The organism is Rhodococcus sp. 2G (assembly GCF_001886355.1).
Lineage (GTDB): Bacteria > Actinomycetota > Actinomycetes > Mycobacteriales > Mycobacteriaceae > Rhodococcus > Rhodococcus pyridinivorans.
This window is the reverse complement of sequence record NZ_CP018064.1, coordinates 242,150-265,660: the sequence shown is the minus strand read 5'-3', so window position 1 is coordinate 265,660 and position 23,511 is coordinate 242,150. Positions and strand designations below refer to the sequence as shown.

21 protein-coding genes, 3 pseudogenes and 1 other annotated feature are annotated in these 23,511 nt (G+C 64.0%); of the genes and pseudogenes, 8 read left to right on the top strand and 16 right to left on the bottom strand.

What is annotated here, in order from left to right:
• Nucleotides 1-444: 444 nt before the first annotated feature.
• Nucleotides 445-1,562: pseudogene (locus tag BO226_RS26075) on the top strand (IS256 family transposase); the annotation flags it as partial.
• 55 nt (nt 1,563-1,617) lie between these two features.
• On the top strand, nt 1,618-2,076 hold the full coding sequence (locus BO226_RS26070) for a DUF4352 domain-containing protein (protein ID WP_064257610.1): 459 nt from the start codon (nt 1,618-1,620) through the stop codon (nt 2,074-2,076).
• Nucleotides 2,077-2,179: 103 nt separating this feature from the next.
• On the opposite strand, the gene BO226_RS26065 is transcribed toward BO226_RS26070, so the two are convergent.
• The 7 genes from BO226_RS26065 to BO226_RS26035 form a co-directional block, all read right to left on the bottom strand.
• Entirely contained in the window at nt 2,180-2,737 is a 558-nt protein-coding gene (locus BO226_RS26065; protein ID WP_071936737.1) for a hypothetical protein, read from the bottom strand.
• Entirely contained in the window at nt 2,737-3,012 is a 276-nt protein-coding gene (locus tag BO226_RS26060) for a hypothetical protein (protein WP_156895443.1), read from the bottom strand. Before BO226_RS26060 ends, BO226_RS26065 begins: the two co-directional genes overlap by 1 nt.
• Before the next feature lie 29 nt (nt 3,013-3,041).
• Nucleotides 3,042-3,833, bottom strand: a complete 792-nt coding sequence (locus BO226_RS26055; protein WP_156895442.1) for a zeta toxin family protein — start codon at nt 3,831-3,833, stop codon at nt 3,042-3,044.
• 77 nt (nt 3,834-3,910) lie between these two features.
• Nucleotides 3,911-4,363 carry a hypothetical protein gene (locus BO226_RS26050; protein WP_332260673.1) on the bottom strand — a complete coding sequence of 151 codons (453 nt, stop codon included), beginning with the start codon at nt 4,361-4,363 and terminating at the stop codon, nt 3,911-3,913.
• A 243-nt stretch (nt 4,364-4,606) separates the two neighbouring features.
• The gene (locus BO226_RS26045) at nt 4,607-4,876 is read right to left on the bottom strand and encodes a hypothetical protein (protein WP_064257732.1); all 270 of its coding nucleotides are present in this window, start codon (nt 4,874-4,876) and stop codon (nt 4,607-4,609) included.
• A 301-nt stretch (nt 4,877-5,177) separates the two neighbouring features.
• Nucleotides 5,178-5,366: a hypothetical protein gene (locus tag BO226_RS27520; RefSeq protein ID WP_156666291.1), complete on the bottom strand. Its 189-nt coding sequence runs from the start codon at nt 5,364-5,366 to the stop codon at nt 5,178-5,180.
• 788 nt (nt 5,367-6,154) lie between these two features.
• A complete protein-coding gene (locus tag BO226_RS26035; RefSeq protein ID WP_230826424.1) occupies nt 6,155-6,775 on the bottom strand; it encodes a CGNR zinc finger domain-containing protein in 621 nt (206 codons plus the stop codon).
• 98 nt (nt 6,776-6,873) lie between these two features.
• On the opposite strand from BO226_RS26035, the gene BO226_RS26030 reads away from it, so the two are divergent.
• Nucleotides 6,874-8,112, top strand: a complete 1,239-nt coding sequence (locus BO226_RS26030) for an MFS transporter (RefSeq protein WP_071936733.1) — start codon at nt 6,874-6,876, stop codon at nt 8,110-8,112.
• 241 nt (nt 8,113-8,353) lie between these two features.
• Here BO226_RS26030 and BO226_RS26025 read toward each other — a convergent pair whose 3' ends face one another.
• Nucleotides 8,354-8,536, bottom strand: a complete 183-nt coding sequence (locus tag BO226_RS26025; protein WP_071936732.1) for a CGNR zinc finger domain-containing protein — start codon at nt 8,534-8,536, stop codon at nt 8,354-8,356.
• Nucleotides 8,537-8,615: 79 nt separating this feature from the next.
• On the opposite strand from BO226_RS26025, the gene BO226_RS26015 reads away from it, so the two are divergent.
• Together BO226_RS26015 and rho are read left to right on the top strand one after the other, a co-directional pair.
• Nucleotides 8,616-9,841 (top strand): IS3 family transposase gene (locus tag BO226_RS26015; RefSeq protein WP_156895441.1). Its coding sequence is split into 2 segments (ribosomal slippage): nt 8,616-8,895 and nt 8,895-9,841, totalling 1,227 coding nucleotides; the frame shifts between segments, so codons are not numbered across the junction.
• Nucleotides 8,885-9,019: a sequence feature (AL1L pseudoknot), on the top strand. It overlaps the preceding gene by 135 nt.
• 857 nt (nt 9,842-10,698) lie before the next feature.
• Nucleotides 10,699-12,312 carry a transcription termination factor Rho gene (gene rho, locus BO226_RS26010; protein WP_064257811.1) on the top strand — a complete coding sequence of 538 codons (1,614 nt, stop codon included), beginning with the start codon at nt 10,699-10,701 and terminating at the stop codon, nt 12,310-12,312.
• 7 nt (nt 12,313-12,319) lie between these two features.
• On the opposite strand, the gene BO226_RS26005 is transcribed toward rho, so the two are convergent.
• The 3 genes from BO226_RS26005 to BO226_RS25995 all read right to left on the bottom strand — a co-directional run bounded on the left by BO226_RS26005 (nt 12,320) and on the right by BO226_RS25995 (nt 15,347).
• On the bottom strand, nt 12,320-13,123 hold the full coding sequence (locus BO226_RS26005) for an IS5 family transposase (protein WP_071936729.1): 804 nt from the start codon (nt 13,121-13,123) through the stop codon (nt 12,320-12,322).
• Between the two features lie 257 nt (nt 13,124-13,380).
• Nucleotides 13,381-14,637, bottom strand: a complete 1,257-nt coding sequence (locus BO226_RS26000) for an IS701 family transposase (RefSeq protein WP_039584526.1) — start codon at nt 14,635-14,637, stop codon at nt 13,381-13,383.
• A gap of 98 nt (nt 14,638-14,735) precedes the next feature.
• On the bottom strand, nt 14,736-15,347 hold the full coding sequence (locus BO226_RS25995) for a TetR/AcrR family transcriptional regulator (RefSeq protein WP_071936728.1): 612 nt from the start codon (nt 15,345-15,347) through the stop codon (nt 14,736-14,738).
• A gap of 222 nt (nt 15,348-15,569) precedes the next feature.
• On the opposite strand from BO226_RS25995, the pseudogene BO226_RS25990 reads away from it, so the two are divergent.
• Nucleotides 15,570-16,499: pseudogene (locus tag BO226_RS25990) on the top strand (IS5 family transposase).
• Nucleotides 16,500-16,801: 302 nt separating this feature from the next.
• Nucleotides 16,802-18,200, top strand: a pseudogene (locus tag BO226_RS25985) (IS1380 family transposase).
• A gap of 365 nt (nt 18,201-18,565) precedes the next feature.
• On the opposite strand, the gene BO226_RS26885 reads toward BO226_RS25985, so the two are convergent.
• From BO226_RS26885 to BO226_RS28500, 4 genes are all read right to left on the bottom strand, one after another.
• Nucleotides 18,566-19,072: a hypothetical protein gene (locus BO226_RS26885; protein WP_082921137.1), complete on the bottom strand. Its 507-nt coding sequence runs from the start codon at nt 19,070-19,072 to the stop codon at nt 18,566-18,568.
• 206 nt (nt 19,073-19,278) lie between these two features.
• A complete protein-coding gene (locus BO226_RS25975) occupies nt 19,279-20,130 on the bottom strand; it encodes a hypothetical protein (protein ID WP_156895440.1) in 852 nt (283 codons plus the stop codon).
• Between the two features lie 39 nt (nt 20,131-20,169).
• Nucleotides 20,170-21,407, bottom strand: a protein-coding gene (locus tag BO226_RS25970; RefSeq protein WP_102031462.1) for an IS3 family transposase whose coding sequence is annotated in 2 segments (ribosomal slippage) — nt 20,170-21,095 and nt 21,095-21,407 — 1,239 coding nt in all. Because the reading frame shifts where the segments join, the coding sequence is not laid out codon by codon here.
• Between the two features lie 58 nt (nt 21,408-21,465).
• Nucleotides 21,466-21,591 (bottom strand): hypothetical protein, encoded by a 126-nt coding sequence (locus tag BO226_RS28500; RefSeq protein ID WP_269666663.1) that lies wholly within the window; start codon nt 21,589-21,591, stop codon nt 21,466-21,468.
• 89 nt (nt 21,592-21,680) lie between these two features.
• On the opposite strand from BO226_RS28500, the gene BO226_RS25960 reads away from it, so the two are divergent.
• A complete protein-coding gene (locus BO226_RS25960) occupies nt 21,681-22,346 on the top strand; it encodes a hypothetical protein (RefSeq protein ID WP_156895439.1) in 666 nt (221 codons plus the stop codon).
• A gap of 553 nt (nt 22,347-22,899) precedes the next feature.
• Here the strand turns inward: BO226_RS25960 and BO226_RS25955 are convergent.
• Complete coding sequence (locus BO226_RS25955) at nt 22,900-23,379, bottom strand: hypothetical protein (protein WP_071936725.1); 480 nt, start codon at nt 23,377-23,379, stop codon at nt 22,900-22,902.
• Between the last annotated feature and the right edge of the window lie 132 nt (nt 23,380-23,511).

Here is a 23,511-nt window from a genome sequence, read left to right as displayed (position 1 = left end):
ACGGTTTGCACAGACACGATTGTGCACTCCCTGCCGAGTACTCCCGGCGCCAGCTCGGACCGATCCAACCCAAGCTCGACAGAACAGCACACAGGACTCCGCCATCGAAGAACCCCTCACCACCCTCGGGCCACATGAACACAGCCCGACCGTCGGCAGGTCAGGGCTCGGCGACCGTGTAGCCGAGCGCCGCGGCGAGCAGGTACATCAGCCCCTCACCATCGCGCATGGACACGAAGTGCATCCGGCGACGGACCTCGGCGCATTCCTCGGGCACGGCGCACCGGCAGGGACTGTCCGGAAAACGGTGTGTGAAGGTCCGGTCTGACCCGAAAGGAAATGACCGTGACTGACACGACAGAAGTGCTGAGCGAGGCGATCATTGATCCCGTGACCGGGGAGATCATCGATCGGAAGGAGCTCGCGGAGCGTTTGCTCGCGTAGGCGAAGGAGCAGGGCGTGAGCCTGGTCGGGCCGGGAGGCCTGCTGAGCCAGCTCACCAAGAGCGTGCTCGAGACCGTTCTGGAATCAGAACTGGCCGAGCACCTCGGTTACGAAGACGGCGGAACACCGATCACGGAGACCATGCGCAACGGGACCCGCACCAAGACCGTACTGACGCCAGATCGGGCTGGTGGAGATCGAAGTTCCTCGGGACCGGGACGGCTCGTTCGAACCGGTCATCGTCCCGAAACGCAAACGCCGGCTCGACGGGATCGATCAGATCGTGCTCTTGTTGACCGCCCGTGGGTTGACCACCGGTGAGATCGCCGCGCACTTCGACGAGGTCTACGGGGCGAAGGTCTCCAAAGACACCATCAGCAGGATTCCCCCGAGCACTACCTGCAGGGAGGTACCCCCACCGAGAAGGTGACCGCCGAACTCGCCGAGTGGTCCTCCCGGCCACTGGATCCGATCTACCCGGTCATCTTCGTCGACGCGATCGTGGTGAAGGTCCGTGACGGGCAGGTGCGCAATACCCCGTTCTACGTCGTGATGGGCGTGACCGTCAGCGGAGAACGCGACATTCTCGGCATCTGGGCCGGCGACGGTGCTGAAGGCGCCCGGTTCTGGTTGCAGGTGTTCAGCGAATTGAAGAACCGCGGCGTCGAGGACGTATTCATCGCCGTGTGTGACGGGCTGAAAGGCCTGCCGGAAGCGATCAACACCACCTGGGAGCGCACGGTCGTCCAGCAGTGCATCGTTCACCTGATCCGCAACAGCTTCCGGTACGCCGGACGGCAGCATCGCGATGCGATCGTCAAGTCCCTCAAGCCGGTCTACACGGCTCCGAGTGAGCAGGCCGCGAAGGATCGATTCACCCGAGTTCGCCGCCGAGTGGGGCGAGCGGTAGCCGGCGATCGTGCAGTTGTGGGAGAAGGCTTGGGCGGAGTTCGTTCCGTTCCTCGAGTACGACGTCGAGATCCGGCGGGTGATCTGCGAGGGCGTTCGCGATCGAGTCGATCAATGCTTGTTATCGGCGGGCGGTCCGCGCCCGAGGGCACTTTCCCAACGAGGCATCGGCGCTCAAGTGCCTGTACTTGGTGACGCGGTCCCTGGACCAACGACACCACCACTTCCGGACCACCACAATCCGACAGCTGGATTGAAGGCCAGATGGATCAGACCCCGCCCCCGAGCCCGGAAATCCCCGAAGTCGCGATGGGTGAAACCGTCACGATCACCCAAGAGCAGTACGGGCCTACTCAAGGTGTCACCGGCACCGGAACAGTGACCGTGTCGGACTACGGAGCGATCACCCCCGCACAGGCCGAGGCATACGTGCTGTCGCTGCACGGCAACGAGTACACCGCGTGGGTGGAAATCGAGAACCTGACAGGTGAGTTCGTCTACAACTCCCTGTATTTCGAGCTACACACCCCCGAAGGTGACATCGTCACCGCGTCGAGTCTCGCCCCGGACCCTGACCTCGGTTCGGGCAATATCCGCACCGGCGATCGGCGCCGAGGAACCATCATGTTCGAGGTCCCCCAGGGCATGACCCCCGACGAAATGGTCCTGATCGACACCGACGGCAGCACCGCGATGGCAGTGTGGACCCTCAGCCAGCAGTAGCCGGCAACCGGAGCCCCGATACCGGACATGTTCATCTTCCGCGTCCCTTCCCCGCACCGAGATTGGGCGCGTCGTTCCTGCCGGCCGGAACATGGAACATCGTTCAGGCGGTGCGGGCGATCTCCACAGCGAAGCGACCATCGACGGTCGAGGTCACCCGGGAGTCGATGTGCAGACCGGACTTGCGGACCGCGGCGATCTTCCCGGTGCGCAGATCGCGGGCGGCGACGCTGGCCGCCTTACGCTTGTCGCGGTCGTAGACCTTGTAGGTCAGCCACTTTCCCGGTGCAGCAGCGGCCAGGGCATGGACCTTCGCCGCAGCGAACTCCTGCGGCGAAGGGATGCGCTCAGGGACAGGCTGGGCACCGAACACCTCGGCCAGCGTCTTGTGGTCAGGTTCGGCGGTCAACTCATCGAGCAGATCCCGGTGCCGGCGACCGTCGAGCTTGCCGAGCTGGCCGGCCTCAACCAGCGCGTGGCCGGTCGCTGCATCGACAGGGGTCCAGTCGAGTTCGTTGTCCCAGTAGAAGTCCTGGCCGAGCTGGCGGTGCAGCACGAACCGGCCCAGGTTCGGGACATACGCGTAGATCCGGGCGGCCTGCGTGTCCTCGTAGGCGAGCCACTGATCCTGACCGAGGTAGTTGACGGTGTAGAGGCTCATCACGTGTCCCTTCCGCGATTGATCTTCCGTGGTGCGTAGTTCTTCGGGGTGACCGGGCAACCACCGAGCTCGGACAGTTCCGTGAGCCCGGGTGGGGTGGGGACCTGCGCCCAGCGGGCGGTCATCTTCTCGATCAGCGCGACCCGCTCGGTGGCGGGAACGCTGGTGTCGCGGGCGCGTTCGTAGTCGGCGTGGGTGTCGTCCTCGACCTGCTGCGAGGCGTCGGTGTGGAACTGGAACGTCGGTGTGGAACTGGAACTCGGCGACCAGAGCATCCGGTGCAGCACTGCGCAGGCCAGGACGGCTACGGCGCGGTGTGCGACTCGTAGTTGACGACGCCGTTGTGTTTGGTCACCGTCGACTCCACATGCGTGCCGGTCGTGTAATCGTCGACGAACAACGTCATCGACTCGATCACCGCCGAGAGCGGATGCTCGAACGCCGCCCGTGCATTGCGCGCACAGATCGACCGCGTCGCCCCGTCCGGATACAGATCGGTGATCGCCGAGGTCGGAGTGAAACGGCCACCGAGGTCGTTGTCCGGGTCGATGCGACCGGTCCACCATCTGTCCTGCGCACGATGAAGGGCAGTGTCGCAGGTGACTTCCACATCGACGATGGTCAGATCCGTATAGCCGGCACCGCCGAGTTCGGTGAGCAACTGCGCGCCGAGACCGTCCCAGCGGAAAGTGCCTTCGATGACGATGTTCTCCCCCGCCCTGACACAGCGTTCCCGTGCCATGTCGAGAATCTCGGTGGATTCGCGGTGCACGAGCGTGGCCAACTCCCGTGGACGCAACCGGCGCCCGTCCGGCAAGACCATGCCGAGCAGATCGTCGTAGACGCCGCGGCCGAGCCCGTCACCGATCAGATGATCTTTGATCCGATCCGCATCGAGGACACGCCAGCCGTGTCCTGCCAGACCGCGGGATTCGATCGCGGTGGACTTACCGGCGCCGGGAACACCGGCGGTGACGATCGCGCACCGGCCACCGTGCTCGATGCCGTCCTGCTCGGCCAGATACGCCTCGACGATCGCGTCCTTGGTGCGGCGGCGGCGCGGGTCGTCGGCGTACAGGCGAAACGACGCCCGCACGCCACCAGCGTCGAGTATCCCGCCCGGGGCGCACCACGAGTCGAGAACGGTATGGGTCTTGACGCACAGCTGTTCCACTAGTGGCGGCTCGCCGCCCGCCGCGCCGCGGTGACCTCGAACAAGCGCTGATAATCGGTATCGGAGAGCAGATCCCCGGCGCGTTCGATCTGATCCCAGCTCCCCCGCACGTAGACGTCGGCATTCGGGTCGCCCTCGGGCGGGCCACCGAAGGTGTAGTCCCAGTGCTCGAGTTCGTCCATCATCTGCTCGTGATCGAGCTCACCGACCGCGTACCGCAGCAGCACCTCACGAGGGGTGCGCTCGCGGATATCCGGCCGCAGACGAGCCTTCTTCAGTAGTCGGCTGATCTCGGGCTGCTCCACCCCGACACGGCGGGCGATCTGACGCTGCGACCATCCGGCCTCGACCGCGGCGAGGACCGCGCGGATCTTCTCGAGCTGCGCAAGCTCGGCGCGCGGGGAAATCGCACGCAATTGCCGCTCGATATCGTTCTCGAACGCCACCGACATCATATTCACCACCTCAACTGGACATATACCAAATGGTATCACTAACGGTGACAGACAGCGTGGTCACGACGAACCCGTCCACACCGAGCATCCGCAAGGGGCCTTCGCCCGAGAACCCCACCGGGCTCAGCGGCTGGGGATCGTGTCAGTGCCTACTCTCACGAACTTGTTGAGAATCTTCGGTCCAGTCCCTATCAGTACCGCGGTACGCAGCCGGTTGTCGATGACACTTCGCGGCACGGTTCAGGTCTCCTTCACATGGGGACTGCTCGGTCGCGGACGATACCGGTGCGGTGGTGCAGATTCGGGTCGGCTGCGGGGATGCCGCAGCCGGGTGCCGGCCGGATCGGACATGCCTTGCACCCAGCCTTCCTGCCAGAAGCGCAGGTAGACATGCGGATCGCTCACCCACCGCGGGATCGCCGGATCTTTCGGCTCGCGTGTCGGGTTGCGCGCGAACCGCGCCCCCGCGCGGCGGCCGTCCCGATAGCCGCGGTCCTCGTCGTCGAGCATCGACCACTCCCCCTCCTGTGTCGTGGTGCGGCCGTTTCGTCTGTGGCCGCACGCGCGAGCTGTGCGCGCTGCGACCGTAGACACCAGCACCGACACCGGTGGGTGTGCGAGCGACAGGGGCGGGGGCTCAGTCGAGCTCGTAGCCCGCCTCGCGGGTGATGATGACCGCGGCCTCGCTGGGGTGATCACCCCGCGGATCAGATCGACGAGCAGGTCCTTGTCCCCATCGCTCATCTGCCGGCCTTCGATAGCCATGATCGGTTCCATCTGCGCGACAGCCGCGCGGGCGGCGGCCTCGGTCTTACGGGGTGCTGTCATGGCCACCAGCGCAGCACATCCCACTGCCCCACTCGCCGCGATCGCACGACGCGCGTGCTTCGGCCATCTCCCCGCCGGGGCGCAGTGGCATCCCCGCCCACGGGTGCCGGTGCACCAGACGCGTGAGGAGCAGCGGCGCGAAATGCCGTGCCGCGGCACGTGCCACACCCACCCTTCGACGGTTCCGATCGCCGGATGCGAGGATGGGGGGTACGTGCGTACCCCTCGGGCACGGCACTTCGCCGCAGGAAAGAGCCGGTCTACTTGCCGGTCTCGAGAATCAGAACGTGGCCCTCGACGCCGAGATCGATGGTCGACTCGGTCCAGCCGCTGTCGAAATAGGCGCCTCCGGTGGCTGCCTGGGCGAGCCCAGCACGGGTCAGACCGGTACCCCCAGACGGCCCTCTTGACGATCGCCACCGTCCCCTGCACCACCTCGATGGCGTTGGGCTCAGACCTGGCCGGTTTCGATGCCTTCCGAGGTTGGGATCGAGACTTCTCGCTCGACGATGTCGAGATTCCCAGCAGACCGAGACCAGAACTGATCCCGGCGCCACCCGGGCCTGGGTGAACGTGAGCTATTCGAGGTCCGCCGCTTGCATTCACCCCCTTTTTATGATGCGCTCGAGCTGACTCCCGGCGTATTCGCATGAACCGAACGACTGGCTGTGCGCGCACCGGGGAGGATGGCACGAAGTGTGGACCGCCTCGGCCCCGTTGTGATGGCGAATCTGCGAGTTCTCGGAGGTGTGCGCCGCAGCGGAGGGATCGTCCCAACGGTAACGACGTCACTCGAGAGCATCACAGTGTCCGACACGAACCATTGACGACTCCCCGCGACGGTGCACACGCCCTGCTGACGCATCGCGGTGCCGGCGAGCTGCGGTCCGGGGTGGGTCGGTGGACCTGATGGTGCCGCTGGCCGGAGTTGTCGCTGGCGCGAGACTGGCGACGAGAAAGTCAGGCCGTCCCTGGCGCCGTCCTACCGGCACGGGCATGCCGTGCGACCCGGGCGCGGTTCCCGCACACCGGTGAGCACCACTCTCGCCGAGGATGGGACTTGACGAAGAAGAGGATGCATCCCGGCGCGGGGCATGCCCGCACCTGGCCGATCAGATCCGGCATCAGCAGTCGGCACGCGTCGGACGCGACTTCGCCGAGCGCGATCAACCACGGATCGTCGACCTGCCACCGCCGCGTCACCACTACAGGGTTCCCGGGTGAGATTTCCAGGCGAGATGCGCTGTAGCGGCTGAATCCGTTGATGACCGCGAGGGACTCGCCGTTGGGTACTGCGTGCTCGACAACGGACTGCAGGCAGCTGCGTAGCGCCTCGCGCAGCGAGAGGAACTGTTCGTGGGTGCGCGGGGTGCAGGCTCGTTCCACGAGAACCGCGGGTAGTTCATCACTGAACTGACCGGCATGTTCGCTCGCCCAGGCGGTGAGCTGGTCCGTGGTGGTCAGTGCGTCGACACGATGCCCCCGGAGTCCTCCGTCGATGTAGGTGGTGTTCACCAATTCCAGGGCGAGGGGTTCTCCGCTCAGAGGTGCAGTCGGGGAGGGATGGGGCTGTCGCGTCATAGAACTAATGGTATCCCCGTTTGACTTGCGTTAGATCTCGTGCTGCGATACCTAACTAACGGCCAAGCAATACACATCCATTAGCTTAGGGGGGATTCATGGACAGGTCCGTACTGCACAGCCGCTGGGGCACACGCATCACCGCAGTGGCGTTCATATCGCTGACCGGCGCCTTCGGACTGAATCTGGCAATCGGCCAATTCATCCCGCCCTTGATGGGGCACTTCGGGTGGTCACTCGCAGCCACGAGCGGCACCGTCGCAGCGAGCACCCTCATGTGGGGGCTGGCCCAGCCGGTCATGGGCCGGCTCATCGACCGGTCGGGTCCACGAACGGTGATGACCGCCAGCGCCGCGCTGATGGGCCTGGCTTACCTTCTTCTCGCGGCCATCACCGAGTTCTGGCAGTTCGTCCTGCTCTTCGGAATCATCGTCGCGATCGGATTCGCCGGCTGCAGCTCGATGCCCGCATCGGTCCTGGTGACGCGATGGCACGTACGCCGGCGCCCCCAGGCACTGGCGATCAGCTCGATGGGCATCAACGCCGGCCAACTACTGCTACTTCCGCTCGCAGGAGTCCTGATCCCCACGTTCGGATGGCAAACCGCCTTCGCGATCCTCGGCTGTGTGATGCTCGCCATCGTCGTTCCGGTCACCTGGTTCGGCGCCCGGAATGACCCCGGCGATGTGGGACTGGAAACGGAGAGAACCCCCGTTCCGACGCTCGCTGCAACCAGCCTTCATCAAGCACTGAAAGATCCTCAGTTCTGGCTGATCGGCCTCAGCTTCGCGGGATGCGGTTATTCGCTCTACATGTTCACCACCCACATGCCGAAACTCGCGGTGGAGCTGGGGCTCGGGACCTCTGCCGCCGGATGGCTGATGGCGCTCGTCGCAGTGTGCAGTGCTGCCTCGATGTGGGCTACCGGTCAATGGGCCGCCAAACGGTGGGGCAAGCGCCGTCCCCTGCTGGCATTGCATCTCGTACGCATCGTGAGCTTCCTCGTGTTGGCTTTCGCCGGCACCGGACAGCTCCTCACCGTTGCCGTCGTCCTTTTCGGGCTGTCCTCGTTCCCCGTGATCCCGCTGACCACAGGATTGATCGCGGATCGCTTCGGTGGCACCGCCATGGGCGGGATTCTCGGCTCGACCTGGCTGATCCATCAACTGTTCGCTGCGCTCGGTGTGCTGATGGGTGGCGTGCTCCATGATGCCACCGGCAGTTATGGCATCTCTTTCCTCAGCGGCGCTGCGGTCCTGCTCGTGTCAACCGTCCTGACCTGGCTCATTCGAGAGCAGCGAGTAGCAGCACCGCAGCCGGCGTTGCAGCCGAGCTGAGCTCCCATCATCGATTCGGCCCGCACCGACTGTGCCTTGGATCGCCACAGTCGGTGCGAGCCTCGAGGTTCGACTGTCACCGACCGCCTCGATGAATGCTGCAATCCGCCAATGAACGATCGATTTCGGGAAGCACTTGCACATACGGCACTTGCACATACAACGTTTTATCGTTGTCCCGGAGCGACAGGCGGGGCCACCAACCCGACCTCGAGGGTGCCCTGTGTACCTCCGGGCAGGTTCAAGAAATGTTCCCTGTGCCACGTGTGCGGTCGGTTCTCATGGAACGGGCCACGCGTACTCGATTGCCGCAGATGTCACTGCACCAGTGTTGGCGGGGGTTGTAGCGGGTGAAATACAACACGCAACGCGGTGCCTCGCATCTGCGTAGCAGAGTGGCAGGGAATCCGGTCACCGCGACCATGGCGGACACCGCGATTGAATCGTCCCTGGTTTCATTGAGGGTGAGCCAGATATCCCGGAAGGATCACCCCAGACTCACCATGGCGAACTACAAATACCCACAGGAACTGCGCGAGCGAGCGACCCGACTCGCCGTCGAAGCCCGCCGCGACCCCGATACCCGCACCGGCGCCATCAACCGGATCGCCGAGCAGACCGGCGTCCACAAGGAGGCCTTGCGGACCTGGGTGCGCAAGGCCGAAGACGCCGAACTCCCGACCGAGCCCGTCGATGCCGAAGCACGCATCCGCCGCCTGGAGAAAGAGAACCGCGAACTACGTCAGTCGATGGAAGTATTACGTTCTGCCACAGCTTTTTTCGAGAAGGCGGAGTTCGACCGCCGACTGAAGTGATCGTCGCGTTCATCGACGAACACAAACACCGCTGGGGGATCGAACCGATCTGTCGCGTTCTGTCGGAGAACACCGAGGTCAAGATCGCCCCGGGCACCTACTACGCCTTCATCGGTCGCGAACCCAGCGCCCGTGCACGCCGCGATGCCGTCCTCAAAGAACACATCATGCGCATCCACTCCCACCCACGGATGCGGGTCTACGGGATCCGCAAGATTCACGCCCAGCTGGTCCGGGAGGGCCGCGAGGTGGCCCGCTGCACCATCGAGCGGCTCTGCCGCGAACTCGGTGTCCGCGGCACCATGCGCGGAAAATGGCCACGGACGACGAAGCCGGCACCGGAAACCGATCGGCCTGGGGACCTCGTCGAGCGGGATTTCACGGCCACTGCGCCGAACCAGTTGTGGGTGGCCGATCTGACGTATGTGCGCACGCAGTCCGGGTGGGTCTACGTCGCGTTCGTCCTGGATGTGTTCTCTCGCATGATTGTTGGTTGGCAGACCTCGACGCGGATGTACACCGAACTGGCTCTCGACGCGTTGAAGATGGGCCTGTGGGCACGGCGCCGTGCAGGCCACGACGTCACCGGCCTGGTCCACCACAGCGATCGCGGCGTGCAATACCGAGCACTGCGCTACGCCCAGACTCTGGATCAGGCCGCGGCGGTCGCCTCCGTCGGATCGAAGGGCGACTCCTATGACAACGCGATGGCGGAGGCGCTGAACTCGCTGTACAAGGCCGAGTTGATCTTCCTCGACGGTCCCTGGGCCGGTCGGGAGGACGTCGAGGCCGCTACGGCGCAGTGGGTGCATTGGTTCAATACCGAACGGGTCCACGGCATGCTCGACTATCGGACTCCGGCCGAGGTCGAGACCGCCCACTACGCACAACCGCCAGCCGCTTCTGCGGCCTGAGAACTGAACACACGCTCAGCCTCAACAAAACTCGGGACTTGACAGGCCTCTCCAGTTCCCGCCGCCACTGTCGATACGTTCCACGCCCCATACGCCGGAGAGTTCCTCGGCACCTGCATCTCCAGGTCTTCGGTGCCTTCCATGGCCTTCACCGTGATTTCGGCGGCTCGGCTCTCTCTTCACCCCCACCCTTATGGGCGGGGACCTCTAACGACGCCGCAGGCTTCGCGTCATGCTGCGGACCGCATCTTCGCTCCCCCTTGCAGGGCTTTTGACGCTGGGCTTCGACCCCACCCGTTTCCCGGTGAAGCCGCCAGCCTGCTACCGGGCCACCTGGCAGCTACCCGGACCGGACTTCCACCGGCAAGCGACGACGAGCTTACGAACAACAAATCACCTACTCAAGGCAACCTCCTGTTCTGCTGGACGCACGAAATCCCGAGGTTAGCTTGTGAGGCGCCACTGGGTGGACAACTCATCAAGTTCTTGCAGGACGACTACGTCGATGAAGTCCGCGGGGATCATGCACGCCGACGGCAAGCGCACTTGCTCACCGAATTCGCACTAATACGACGAGCGAACGCAGGGGTTGATATTGAACCAACCCTTGCGTACTGTCTCAATCACGCTCCCTCGACGATCTGGCTCGAGGTTGAGATGCCAGCTCCACTTCATTCCATGGACGGTGGATAGGATCCGCGACAGCTCTGCAGAGATTGCGATCGGATATTCCTTTCTAGGACGTTCCAGCGTCTCCCCCTCCGGAAAAATGTCGTTACTCAAGACTGCGGCCTAGCTCGCAGTCGCCAAACGGAGCTTGCTCCCCTAGCAAAACCCCGTCACAGAAGGGCGTGAAAATGACGAATACCGACATCATCATTCTGTCAAGTTCCGGGTCGGCCGTGGAGTGGCCCCCCAAGGATCTGGCGTCCATGAAGTTGCCGCAGTTGAGGGCTGTTGCATCCGACATGGGTATTAAAGGCGTAGCCGGAATGAGGAAGAAGGATCTTGCAATTGCAATTTCCGAGATGCTGACATCCGGTTCTTCAGAATTCGGCAGAAGTTCAGGAGACGGCGAGCAACAATCGAAGCTCCAAGCGGCGGCCAGCGAAGAGGCCGCCGAAGCAGGACCGGAACAAAATTCAGCCGACACCGGCAAAGGCGCCGACATAGATAACGGTTCCGCCGATGAACATGTAGATCAAAATGGCTACCAGCCGCGCGACCAACCCAACAGGAGCAGTGCCCGGAACGATAGAGAGCGCATGCACAGGGGTGGCCGTCGCTTTCGTCAGCGCAGCCGCAATCATGATAGCGAGACGAACGACGCGCACCACTCAGATGGCACGGTATTGCAACCTGTCGCGGGGATCCTCGATGTTCAAGACAACTATGCCTTCTTACGCACATCGGGATATGTTCCTGGTCCAAAAGATGTCTATGTCTCGATGAACTTGGTTCGCAAGAATGGGTTGCGTCGGGGCGACGCAGTCACTGGAGCGGTACACCTTCCGAGCGAGGGCGAACAACGCAACCCCCGGCAGAAGTTCAATTCCTTGGTCGCAATAGACACGGTGAACGGAAGAAACATAGATGCAGCAAAGAATCGGCCCGAGTTCGGCAAGCTGACTCCGCTCTACCCCAACGAGCGGCTACGTCTGGAGACGACCTCCGACCGATTGACCACTCGGGTAATCGACCTCATCATGCCGATCGGTAAGGGGCAACGTGCACTAATCCAATCACCACCAAAAGCCGGTAAGACGACGGTGTTGCAAGACATCGCGAATGCAATCGCGACCAACAACCCGGAGTGCTACCTCATGGTCGTGTTGATTGACGAGCGCCCCGAGGAAGTCACCGACATGCAGCGGTCGGTCGATGGCGAGATCGTCGCCTCAACCTTCGACAGGCCGCCTACCGACCATACGGCGGTTGCAGAGCTAGCGATCGAGCGAGCGAAGCGACTCGTCGAGAATGGCAGAGATGTCGTGGTGCTGCTCGACTCGATTACGCGATTGGGACGCGCGTACAACAACTCGTCACCCGCGTCGGGTCGCATCCTCTCCGGCGGTGTCGACTCAACCGCACTCTACCCGCCGAAGCGGTTCCTTGGTGCAGCGCGGAACATTGAGAACGGTGGCTCGCTCACCATCATCGCCACAGCGTTGGTAGAAACGGGGTCCACCGGCGACACCGTGATCTTCGAAGAGTTCAAGGGCACCAGCAACGCTGAGTTGAAGCTCGATCGAAAGATCGCCGAACGGCGGGTTTTTCCTGCAGTCGACATCACCCCGTCAAGTACCCGCAAAGACCAGCTCATTCTCTCCGCTGAGGAGGGCGCTGTTGTAAACAAATTGCGACAAGTGCTTAGTACCCTCGACTCCCAACAGGCAATCGACCTGTTGATCAGTAAGCTCAGAGAGACTCGCGACAACGAGGAGTTTCTTATGCAGGTGCAGAAACAGTGAGGTTTTCTCACCGGGCTGGTGCTTGTAGGTGAAGAAGCACGAGGGCGGCAGCAGCGATCGCACCGATCCTCCAGGGACACAGGCTGACTCGTTGTAGTGCCTTCCACCTGGTCTTCAGCAGCGCGTTGGCGCGTTCGGCCGGAGCACGCATCGCAGACAGCACCGTGTTGTGGCAGCGGGTGCCGATATCGAGGTCGCGGCCCTTGGTCGGCGTGTGGACAACGATCCCGGCACCGGTGTATCCCTTGTCGGCGAGGGTGGGCATCCCGCCGGCGGCAGCGGTGTAGAGGGCGCCGAGGATCCCGCCCCGACGAGCAGCGGTGAAGTCGTGCACCGAACCGGGTGCGACCTCGGACACCCACACCGGATAGCCGGTCGGATCGGTCAGGAGCTGGATGGTGCCACCGTGGCGGCGGTGTTTACCCGAGTACCACGCGTCGTGCCCGGGCCCGGAGCGTTCCCGGCAGCGAGTCGAGGGGATGAGGGTGCCGTCGAGGCAGACATGCTCCCAGCCGTCCTCGATCCCACGTTCGAGCACCTCGTGCAGGTCCGGGGCGTGCGCGGCGATCACGTCGATACCTTCGTGGAGATACCGGTAGGCGGTGGCCTGCGAGATGCGGGCATCGCGGGCGAGGTCGGCGACAGCGGTGCCGTCGCGAAACCAGCGCAGCACCATCACCGCCTGGACGTAGACGGTGGCGGCCCGCTGCCACGGTCGGCGATCGGTCCTGCGGCGGTGCGCAGCAAGGATGCCGGTGACGAAGGCCAGGGTGTGCTCGGGCACGTCGAGCGTGGCACGATAGGTGATCACGTGGGGTCCTGCTTCGGGGAATGAATTTCTTGGTCGAAACCATTCCCTACCAGGCCGGACCCCACGTCCTCAGCACCGCCCCGGCCCCCGACTCGACACAGCTCTCATGAGTGCTCTCCTGGTGAGAAAACCTCACTGCACGTAGGAACCGGCTCTAGTAGGACTTTGTTAGGTCGGGAAGGTGTGGTGGCAGGTCGGGCAGGTACCGATCCAATAGGCCAGTGCGCGTTGGAGTTCGCGCACGATGCCGTAGAGGGTCAGTCCCGCCCGGTCGCTTTTGGGTCGGTCAGTCGCAGTGACGTCAGGAACAGGTGCGCGGCGGTGACGAGGGTGACGTGATGGTGCCAGCCGAGCCAGGAACGCCCTTCGAAATGATCGAGTCCGAGACCGGTTTTCAGTTCCCGGTAGTCGTGTTCGATGCGCCAACGGATCTTGGCCAGGCGCACCAACTCCGACAGCGGGGTGTCATCAGGCAGGGTGGCGAGCCAGAAGTCGGTAGGGGCGGCCGTTCCGATCGGCCATTCGGCGAGCAGCCAGGCCTGCGGCAGCACACCGTCCTCATCGCGGGGAATCGTGCGGTTGGCCGGGCGTATGCGCAGCGCCACGAAGCGTGAGCGCATCGCCGCGGCCGGATTGGCCGGGCCGGTCTTGGTGCCGCAGCGCCAGTTGATCTCGGTCAGTGCTTCGACGCCTGCCCCCAAGACGAGATCTTTGCAGGTCACCGCCGCCGGGTAGCGCCGGGTCGGCGGCCGCCCGCGCCCGGAATACGCGGCGGCGACCGGCACCGCATCACCCGGGTGGGCGAGGGTCGCGCCCTTGACCGCCACGACGTAGACCAGGTCGCGGTCGGTCAGACCCTGACGGAAGGTGGCCGAGTCACCGTAGCCGGCGTCGGCGACGATCACCGGCGGGGTCCGGCCCCACGAGATCAGCTCGTCGAGCATCTCGAGAGCCATGACCGCCTTGGAGCGGTACCGCTCCTCGTCCGGGATCGCATTGCGTCGCCGGCGAGCGGTGATCACCGCGGCCGTCTCCGGATCGTCGCACCGCTGATCGTCCCAGCTCTCGGGCAGATACAGCCGCCAATCCAACGGCGCGGACGCGGAATCGGTGGCGGCGTGCACACTGACCGCGACCTGGCAGTTCCCGACCTTGCCCAAGGTGCCCGAATACTGCCGGGCCACGCATGGGGAGGCGTCGCCATCCTTGGCGAATCCGGTGTCGTCGATCACCCACGCATCCGGGACGATCAGATCACACGCCCTGCGGGACAGCGTTTTCCGGACCGGTACCGGATCCCATGGTGAGGTGGTGACGAACTGCTGCAGGCGTTGGTGATCGATCCCGAGCCGGTCGGCCATCGGTTGCATCGACTTGCGGCGCCCGTCGAGCATCAATCCCCGCGCATATACCCCTGCCGTTGCTCGCTGGTCCTTGCGTTTGAGCGAGGAGAACACCTCGTCGACGAACACGTCGAGACGTTCACCGACATCGATCAGGGCTGCGGCATCCACCCGGTCATCGTCTCGGACATCCCGCCGAAACTCGAGGCCCCGCAACAAGAAGTGGTGAACCTAACAAAGTACTACTAGGCCGTGTTTCAGAAGTGGTGTTACGCAGCGATCAGAGCAGGTAACACCGTCGCGATGACCGAGGCGGTGAACTCGGCCATCGGTTCTTGTACGTGCTCGGGTCCGTAGAACTGCTCGAGGAAGGCCCGTAGGTAGCAGGCGCCGGCGATGGACGATGTGGCCCCGTTGATCGGGGCATCGGCAGCGATGGTGCCGGTACGCTGCTCGTTCTGAAGGAATCGGGCTACTGCGGCTGGAAGAAGCGCCGGGCCTGCCCCTTGTGCCATGACGGCGGTTCGGTGTCGTTCGAGGAGTTCGGCGTCGGAGAACAGGGAGGCGCCGATTGCGAACGTCTGCCGATAGAACGCAGTGATCTGCTCGATCGTCGCTACCAACCTGCCCTCGAGGGTGGTGGCGTCACCGGGGGTGCGGTCGGTGCGAGTAAGAATGTCGACGGTGGGAACCCGTTCACGCAGGACGCTCAGAAATAGGTCGACCTTGTCGTCGAAGAGCTTGTAGATCATCGCCTCCGAATAGCCGGCGACCGCCGCGATCTCCTTCGTTGTTGCCCGGGCAAGCCCTCTGTCCCGCATGGTGCTGGCAGCTGCATCCAGGATCCGGTCACGCGCGGTGGGGACAGCGTTGTCGGGCATGTCCCGACGGTAGCTTACGATTCTGGTTAGTGAGTACCCACTAACCAAGGAGTCTGCATGCTGGTGATCGCGATCGACGTCCTCCTCGTTCTCTGCGTCCTCCTCACCACATGGTTCGTCGGATATGTGATCTATCGCCTGGTGACGGACAAGTAGGGCTGAGCACCGGGCGCCTGCGCGGTCGCCACAGCGGCGGGCTATGCGTCGCCAAATCTGGCCGCGATGAGGCCATCGACGTCACGCGCCCAGCACAACGGGCCAGGGGCGCGAGCGGATCTATCTGACGCGCAGTGGGCACAGCTCGCTCCGCTGCTGCCGAGGGGGAAGAAGGTGGGGCGTCCACCAAAGTGGACGAAACGCCAGCTCATCGACGGGATCCGGTGGCGGACCCGCACCGGGTCGCCGTGACGGGACGTGCCGGCCCGGTACGGGCCGTGGCAGACGGTCTACGGGTTGTTCCGCCGCTGGCAACGCGCCGGGGTGTGGGCGCAGATCCACACCCGGTTGCAGGCACTCGCCGACGCCGCCGGCGAGATCGTGTGGGATGTCAGCGTCGACTCGACCATCGCCCGCGCCCATCAGCACGCAGCCGGTGCCCGCCGAGACGGTGCCGGGCAGGTCGAGCCGCCCGGCGGGATCGAGGCCGAACCCGCCGATCACGCGTTGGGACGCTCGCGTGGCGGCTGGACCACGAAAACCCATCTGGCGTGCGAGCAGGGCCGCAAACCGCTGTCGATCCTTGTCACCGCAGGTCAGCGTGGTGACAGTCCGCAGTTCGAGGCTGTTCTCGACGCGATTCGGGTGCCGAGGCTCGGGGTGGGAAGGCCGCGGTGTCGCCCCGACGCGGTGCTGGCGGACAAGGCGTACAGCAGTGCCGCCAACCGCGAGTACCTCCGCGAGCGGGGCATTCGGGCGACGATCCCGGTCAAGTCCGATCAGGTCGCCAACCGGAAGAAGAAGGGGTCGGCGGGTGGCCGGCCGCCCGCATTCGACCGCGAGCACTACAAGCAGCGGCACGCCGTCGAGTGCGGCATCAACCTGCTCAAGCAGAACCGGGCCGTCGCAACGAGATACGACAAACTCGCCGTCCGCTATACCGCCACTGTCTGCATCGCCGCCATCAACCTGTGGCTCCGCACCCCGCGCTTATGAAACACGACCTAGAACCGACCGGACCGACTATCGGGGACCTGCCACGTGGGAATAGCGGCGCAATTGCTTTACTGGGGCGCCATTATCGGGGTTATCGCCTGCCTGGCATCCAAGCCTTCCCTGACTGGGGACAGTGATACTGCTGTAGAGCGAAGGCGCTATCGGAAGCGCCTCACCCTAACCTGGAGATTTCCTCTCATGCGGGCTGAGCCCGGCGTGTAAAGCACGGAAGTGCCTGTCCGGTAGTGGATTCTTGGCTTGTCGAAGGTCAAGTATCCGTCATCGAGAGAGGCACTCCGCAGGTGAAGCCTAACCCGTACCCAGCTCTGGTTCTCGATCCTCGCCGCGAGTCGCTGATTTCCTCGTCCGGGGCACTGCTGCTGCGCGAGACGGTCAGGGTCTGTGGCGTCGATCGGGCACTGTCGACGGCGTTGACACCGTGGCGGGCGCCGCGATCACGTCATGACCCGGGCAAGGTGCTGATCGACCTGGCCATGGCGATCGCGCTCGGTGGTGACTGCGCCGCCGACCTCGCGGTGGTGCGCCCAACCCGAACTGTTCGGACCGGTCGCCTCCGATCCGACGGTGTCCCGGCTGGTCACCGGCCTTGCCGCAGAAATCGAGACGGTGCTGCCCGCGATCCGGGCTGCTCGTGCATCGGCTCGAGCGGCGGCGTGGGATCGCCGCCGACCACTGGCCGGCACCGCGGGCAACCGTGACGGTGGTCAGGTGATCGTCGATCTGGACTCGACACTGGTGACCGCGCACTCGGACAAGGAACTCGCCGAGCCGACCTACAAGCGCACGTTCGGGTTCTCGCCGATGTGCGTGTTCGTCGACCATGGCGAACACGGCACCGGCGAACCGCTGGTCCTGGATCTGCGGCCGGGCAAGGCTTCCCCATTCGACAAGGAGGACCACATCACCGCCCTCGACCACGCCCTCGATCAGCTGCCTGCATCGGAGCGTGGGCAGGTGTTGGTACGTACCGATTCCGGCGGGTGCTCCAAAGCGTTCCTGCATCACATCACCGACCTCGGGCTCGAGTATTCGATCGGGTTCCCCGCGCACGAGACGGTGAAGACGGCGATCGAGGCAATCCCTGTTCAGGCGTGGCGGGCGGCGGTCGACGGCGAGGGTGAACCTCGTGACGGCGCCCAGGTCGCGGAGCTGACCGCGTGGATGCCGGAACCGACCCGGGTCACCAGGCCCGGGCCGAAGGACTGGCCCGCCGGGATGCGGGTGATCGTCCGACGTGAGCGTCCGCATCCCGGCGCGCAGTTGCGGTTGACCGATGCCGACGGGTGGCGGATCACCTGTTTCGCGACCAACACCCGCGGTCCCGGCTGGACCCTGCCGGTCCTCGAGGTCCGGCACAGGCAACGGGCCCGAGCCGAGGACCGTATCCGCGGGTTGAAGGACACCGGCATGCGGAACCTGCCGTTTCACGGGTTCGCCCAGAATCAGATCTGGCTCGAAATCGTCTCCCTCGCAGCCGAATTACTGGCCTGGACTCAGACTCTTGCTTGGGGTGAGCGTGCACCGGTCCGCCGGTGGGAACCCAAACGGCTGCGCCTGCGGATCCTCACTGTCGCCGGCCGCATCATCAACACCGGCAGGAGACGATTGCTGCGACTGCCGAAGGGTTGGCCCTACAACCACCTCATTGACGCCGCCTGGACCACATTGCGCACCGCCTGAGCATTCACCTCGAACCGACGAGCAATCATGGAGAACCGGCGAACGCAGCGCCGGCGATCCCTCATGCCTTCATCCGACAACGCAGCCACCTACGACTTATCCGCAGGTCAGCCTAGCCAGACGAAAGTTTGAGGCTAAGCGGGGGCGTCCTCATCGGCGTTGTCGCGCTGCTCGTCTGGGGGTTCTGGGTCCCCGAAAAGTCTGGTGGCGAACACTACCAAGTAATCAAAGACCGGTGCCGTTCGGAAGTCGGATCTGCTGGAGAGATCACTTACTCACTGGTCGACGACTGCATCGAGAGGAAAATCGACTCGCTGTAACCTTGGACCTGACTTCATCACTCGGAACTCGACCGATGGAGTTCATCAGGCCCACTGCACCCTTCGATCATGTGCGCGTGCCCATTCAGCGATGACACGGAGCTCTTCGAGTCGCTCCTGGATGTATCCCGCGCGTCGACCACAGTCGATGACGCGGGGGCTGGCGCCGACTTGATGGGCGGGCACACCTGCATCCTGAGGGCTTAGTGCCTCAGCAGTGAGAACGCGGCCGAGGAAGTCCTCCGCCGAGCACGCGCCGCTGCATTCACCAGAAAATCCCAGAACGTCCAACAACGTTGCCGCGTTCGCATTCGAGACGTTGAGGTCCGGCACGTCCTCGCCGTCGGAGGTGACGGCCTCGATCGTTGCGCCGTACGCACGAGCGGACTCCGGGTCGGTGCAACCTGGCAGCACTGCATCGGACGCGTGCAACTCGTCCAATCGAGCAACCGCCTCGGCATACTCCGCGAACAGCTCACTGATACCACCGAGGTGGTCGACGAGCCGGTAACCGATGACCGGTGCAATTTCGGGGTAGAACGTGATCGACATGTGGGCCTCCTTGAGCGATTGCGATGTACTGCAATCAACCCTGCGTCTCGGCACCCAAGGCCGCGGCACGACAGCGCGGCCGGCCGTAGACAGATGGTGGCCGGCTGAGGCTGTTATCCGGTTGAAGAGTGTCGTTGTGGCACGCATACGTTCGGCGGTGCAGGACAGCGTGGTCGGTACGCGGTGGAGTGGGCACAGCCCGACGGCTAGGACGGCTGCACGAGAAAGGCCGGCTCGTTACCCTCCAGCGGCACCCTGCAGAGGATCCCTGCTTGGACTGCATCCCAGGCCACGTGGGTCAGACGTAAGGCAAGTAGGCCATCGGCATCGTCGTAGACGCTTCCCCGCGTCCATGGAACAACGGTGCCGGTTTTCAGGTCGTTGGCGGCGGAGTGGATTCGTCGGCGTGCATCGTTGGATGGGTGCGCTGCGCTTTGAACGTGGTGGATCTGTTCGTTGGTCCATAACCAGGGAGGTAACTCGCTGTTGTTGTCGAAGGCGGCTAGCGCCTGACCGACGTTGTCGTCTATACCGGAGCCCTGATAGCCCACTTCCGGCACGATCCAGTCCCCCACTCGGATCTGCTCACCACCTTCACGGGCGGGTTCGCGAAGCCACGACACCGCCGAGAGCGTGTCCGGCTCGGGTGAACGACCCAGCACCTGCGCCAGCATCTGGTCCAATCGGGACTCATTGCGGCGGAGGATGGCGGTCGGAAGCACCAACAGTCCTGTAGGTTCCCACGCTGTGCTCAGCGGAAGAGGCTCGCGTCGATAGGTGTCGGTTCCTGCGAGCATGAGGATGGTCTCGAACACCCGAGGTGGCAGGACATGGATCGGCAAAGCGGCGAATGAGTCAGCCCGCGTGTGCATGATCTGCTGCACGAGTTGAGGGGCCGAACTCAATCCCGTGTCCGCACGCTGGGGTGGTTTCGGGACGAAGCCGTAGTAGTGCTGGATCCATTCGGTGAGCATGGTGAGCACGTCCGCGTGCGGATGTTCCGGATGTCTGTCAGCCCAGTGGACATTGGCGTTGTGTTGTTCGGCGAACAACCTCATGGGCCTTAACCCCTGACCTTGGACACGGTGTCATTTCGGTTATGCCGCTTCCGCGAGGGTAGCGGAGGCAGCGGCTTCGTAGGCGTTCGGGCTGATATTGCCGATCGCGGAGTGGCGGCGCCGGGTGTTGTAGCGGTTCGCCCAGCGGAACACGGCGCGGTAGGCAGTGGCCGCGTCGGGAAACGCAGAACGGCCTTCGAGGAGTTCACGTTTGAGGGTCGCGTTGAACGACTCGGCGAGGGCATTGTCGGCGGACGATCCGATCGCCCCCATCGACTGGGTCACCCCGAGTTGCTCGCAGAGGGCGGCGTATGCCTTCGAGGTGTAGACCGACCCGTGGTCTGAGTGGAACACCGAACCGGTAAGGGAACCGCGCTCGCGCCGGGCGGCTTCGAGCGCGCCCTCGACGAGTTCGGTGCGCATGTGGTCGGCCATCGCCCACCCGGTGAGCTTCCGCGAGCCGAGGTCGATGCACGAGGCGAAGTACAGGTTCGTGCCGCCCTCGACGGGTAGGTAGGTGATGTCGCCGACGTAGCGGCGGTTCGGTTCGCCGGCGGAGAAGTTGCGGCCGATCAGATCGGGGAAACGCCGTCCCGACTGGTCGGGGATCGTGGTGCGCACGCGACGGCGCAGCCGGACGCCGGCTAGGCCGTGCTCGCGCATCACGCGGGCCACCCGCTTGTGGTTGACCCGCCCGTCCGCGGCCGCACCCTCGTTCAGGTCGGCGGTGATCCTGGGTGCCCCCGAGGCACGGTCCCCGCCCAGCGCCGGGTCCTGCAGCACCCGGATCCGCTCAGCCAGCGCCGCATCCTCGGCTTGCCTCGCGGCACGTCCCGGCGCAGCGGCCAGCCACGCATAGAACGACGACCGGGCGATCTCGATGACCTCGCACAACCGCTTCACGCCCCAGGCGTCCTTGTGGTCCTCGACGAACTGGAAGCGGTTCACCAGTTCGTCTCCCCGGCGAAATACTTCGCCGCCTGGCGGAGGATGTCCCGCTCCTCAGCGAGCTTGGCCTGCTCGACCCTCAACGCGGCGTTCTCCGACTCCAGCCGCGCGATCCTCGCCGTCTGTGACTCGGGCCGGCCTCGGCTCGGCGCGACCGGCGCTGCACCCGCCGTCATGGTCCCCGAGCCCAGCTTGTCGACCCACTCCTTCAACGCGCCCCGAGACACGCCCAGATCCGCCGCGATCCCCTTGAGCGTCGCGCCCGGCGTGGACTCATACAAGTCCACCGCCCGACGGCGGAACTCGTCGGTGTAGTTCTTTCTGGCCATCCTTGGATTCTCGCTTCCCCCAGCAGTGTGCTGGATTCCACGTGTCCAAGATCAGGGGTCAAGCTCCCATCACCGCCGCCATGTCACCACGCATCCACTGCACCGAATCACGTAGCTGCACGGCGGCACGACTCGCTTCGTTCTGCACACTCCACTCCCGTATCGATGCTGTTGTTCCGGCCATCAGGTGTCCTTCTCATGCATTCAGGGATTCGTCGGTCGTTGGCACTCATCGTCTCGTCCACCCGAACCTGGTACGTCATGATCTGGCGCATGAACGAGACCAGCTGGCATGTCGCGCAAACGGAGCGGCTCTGTGCGATCCTGCAGGAACGTAACATTGCCGTTTCCCGCGAAGTCGTCAGTGAATTCGTCAACAACATGGTTACGTTGGTGTCCGAATCGGCCGGCATCACCCCGGACCTGGCCCGCACAGTCATCACGTCCGATGCAGTGGAACGTTGGGCGGACAGCCTTGCCCCGACAATTCTGGCCAGCGCGGTCCCCGGCGAATCTGCGCCGACGGTGCTGCTGTCTGCCCATACTCTCGCGCAGGCGGCTGCCACATTGGTGGAGTTGATGAGGGCAGCCCGAATAGTCGAGCAGTTGGCAGACACCGCGGTTCTGGCAATGTCGGACGTTGCAACTGATTCGGCAATGATGCGAGATCTGTCCTTGGAGGTGCAGCGGAGAGTGCAGTCCTTATCACAGGATGTTGCGCGCCATTTGGTAACTCAGCCGCCCTTGGAAGTGCTGCAGCTTCCCGTCGACACGTACAACCGGTTGATCGACTTCCTCGACGAGGTGTCGCAGTGTCCGTTACTGCCGCTGGCCGAGGAGAACGGGCACGGCACCTACCATCACACCGTCCTGGGCGAGTACACGCTCAGTGACGTCGTTTCTGCGACTCTTCACGACTTGGACTCGGCCACTGCGTGAGATGGCGTTGTGTTGACCGCGGCCACTGCTCGGGCAACGAGGTCGAGGTTCCGGTGTTCCCGATACGTATGAGTCCGCTGTCGTCGCAAGATGTTAAGCACGCGAGGTTGCAGTTCCATCGACGTCGTTGTTGCCACGTTGCTGCAGTGGGACGCGATAGCCCCTGCGAGCATCCACGACAGGATGGTCAGTTCGTCGTCGTCAGGTTCGGAGACTGTCGATAGCCGGTGGTTCAGGGTCCAGGCCAGAGTTGTCACCAGCGCGGAGGAAGAGCTGGGCAGGCTTTCACTCGGCAAGTGGCCTTCTGAGCGCATGCGTGTGTCCTTACTCGTGGTGTGGAGAGGTCCCCCGATCGGGGGTTGCGTAGAGGCGGCGAGCGCACGTGAGTGTGGTCTCGCGGCCGCGATGGCGGTGAGAAAGATAAGGGGTCGCGGCCGAAGGTGCGGCACGCCGAGACGGTGAACGGCGTGAGGCCCCGGACAGCGTCCGGGGCCTCACGCGTCTTGTCCCTGTGGTCAGGGTTGTTCTCCGATGATGCGCCGCTATGCGGCGACTAGGCAGAGATATTGGATGGGTTGTAGCTAAGGATCGACCGGGCATCATCGACCGCGCGGGTGGCGAGATCGGCGATACCGTGTGCGACAGCGCGGGCAAAGTCTGGCCCGCCGCATTGATCCTGGCAGAGCTCCCACGGTGACGTCAGTTGCCCGACGCTGATGGCTGTCGACATGCGTCGGCCGGCCATGTGTGGGAATCGACGACCGAGAACTGCTACCACGCGGACGATTTCGCCGCCGGTGTCGTCATCGGTGCTGCCATACTCGCTGATGATGCTGATGTCGAGGTTTCCATGATCACCCTCCCGATCACGGATGGTGAAGACCTCAGCATCCTCGAGCTCGCACAATGCCCTCCACAACGAGGTCATCAAGGTGTGACCGTTGTCGACAGTGATGTCGTCGTAGGTTCTTGATCCCTCGATGGTCGCGAGGTACTCGTCGAGCTTCAACGAGTCCACGTCGATCCGAATCATCTACTTCCCCTCGTCTACCTCCTCCCAACGGAGGAACATATACGTATCGCAGATGTATTTCAACACCATTTGAGCGCCATCTGAGCCCTATGTCATAGTTACTGCGATACGTTGGATTGACAGAAGCACCGT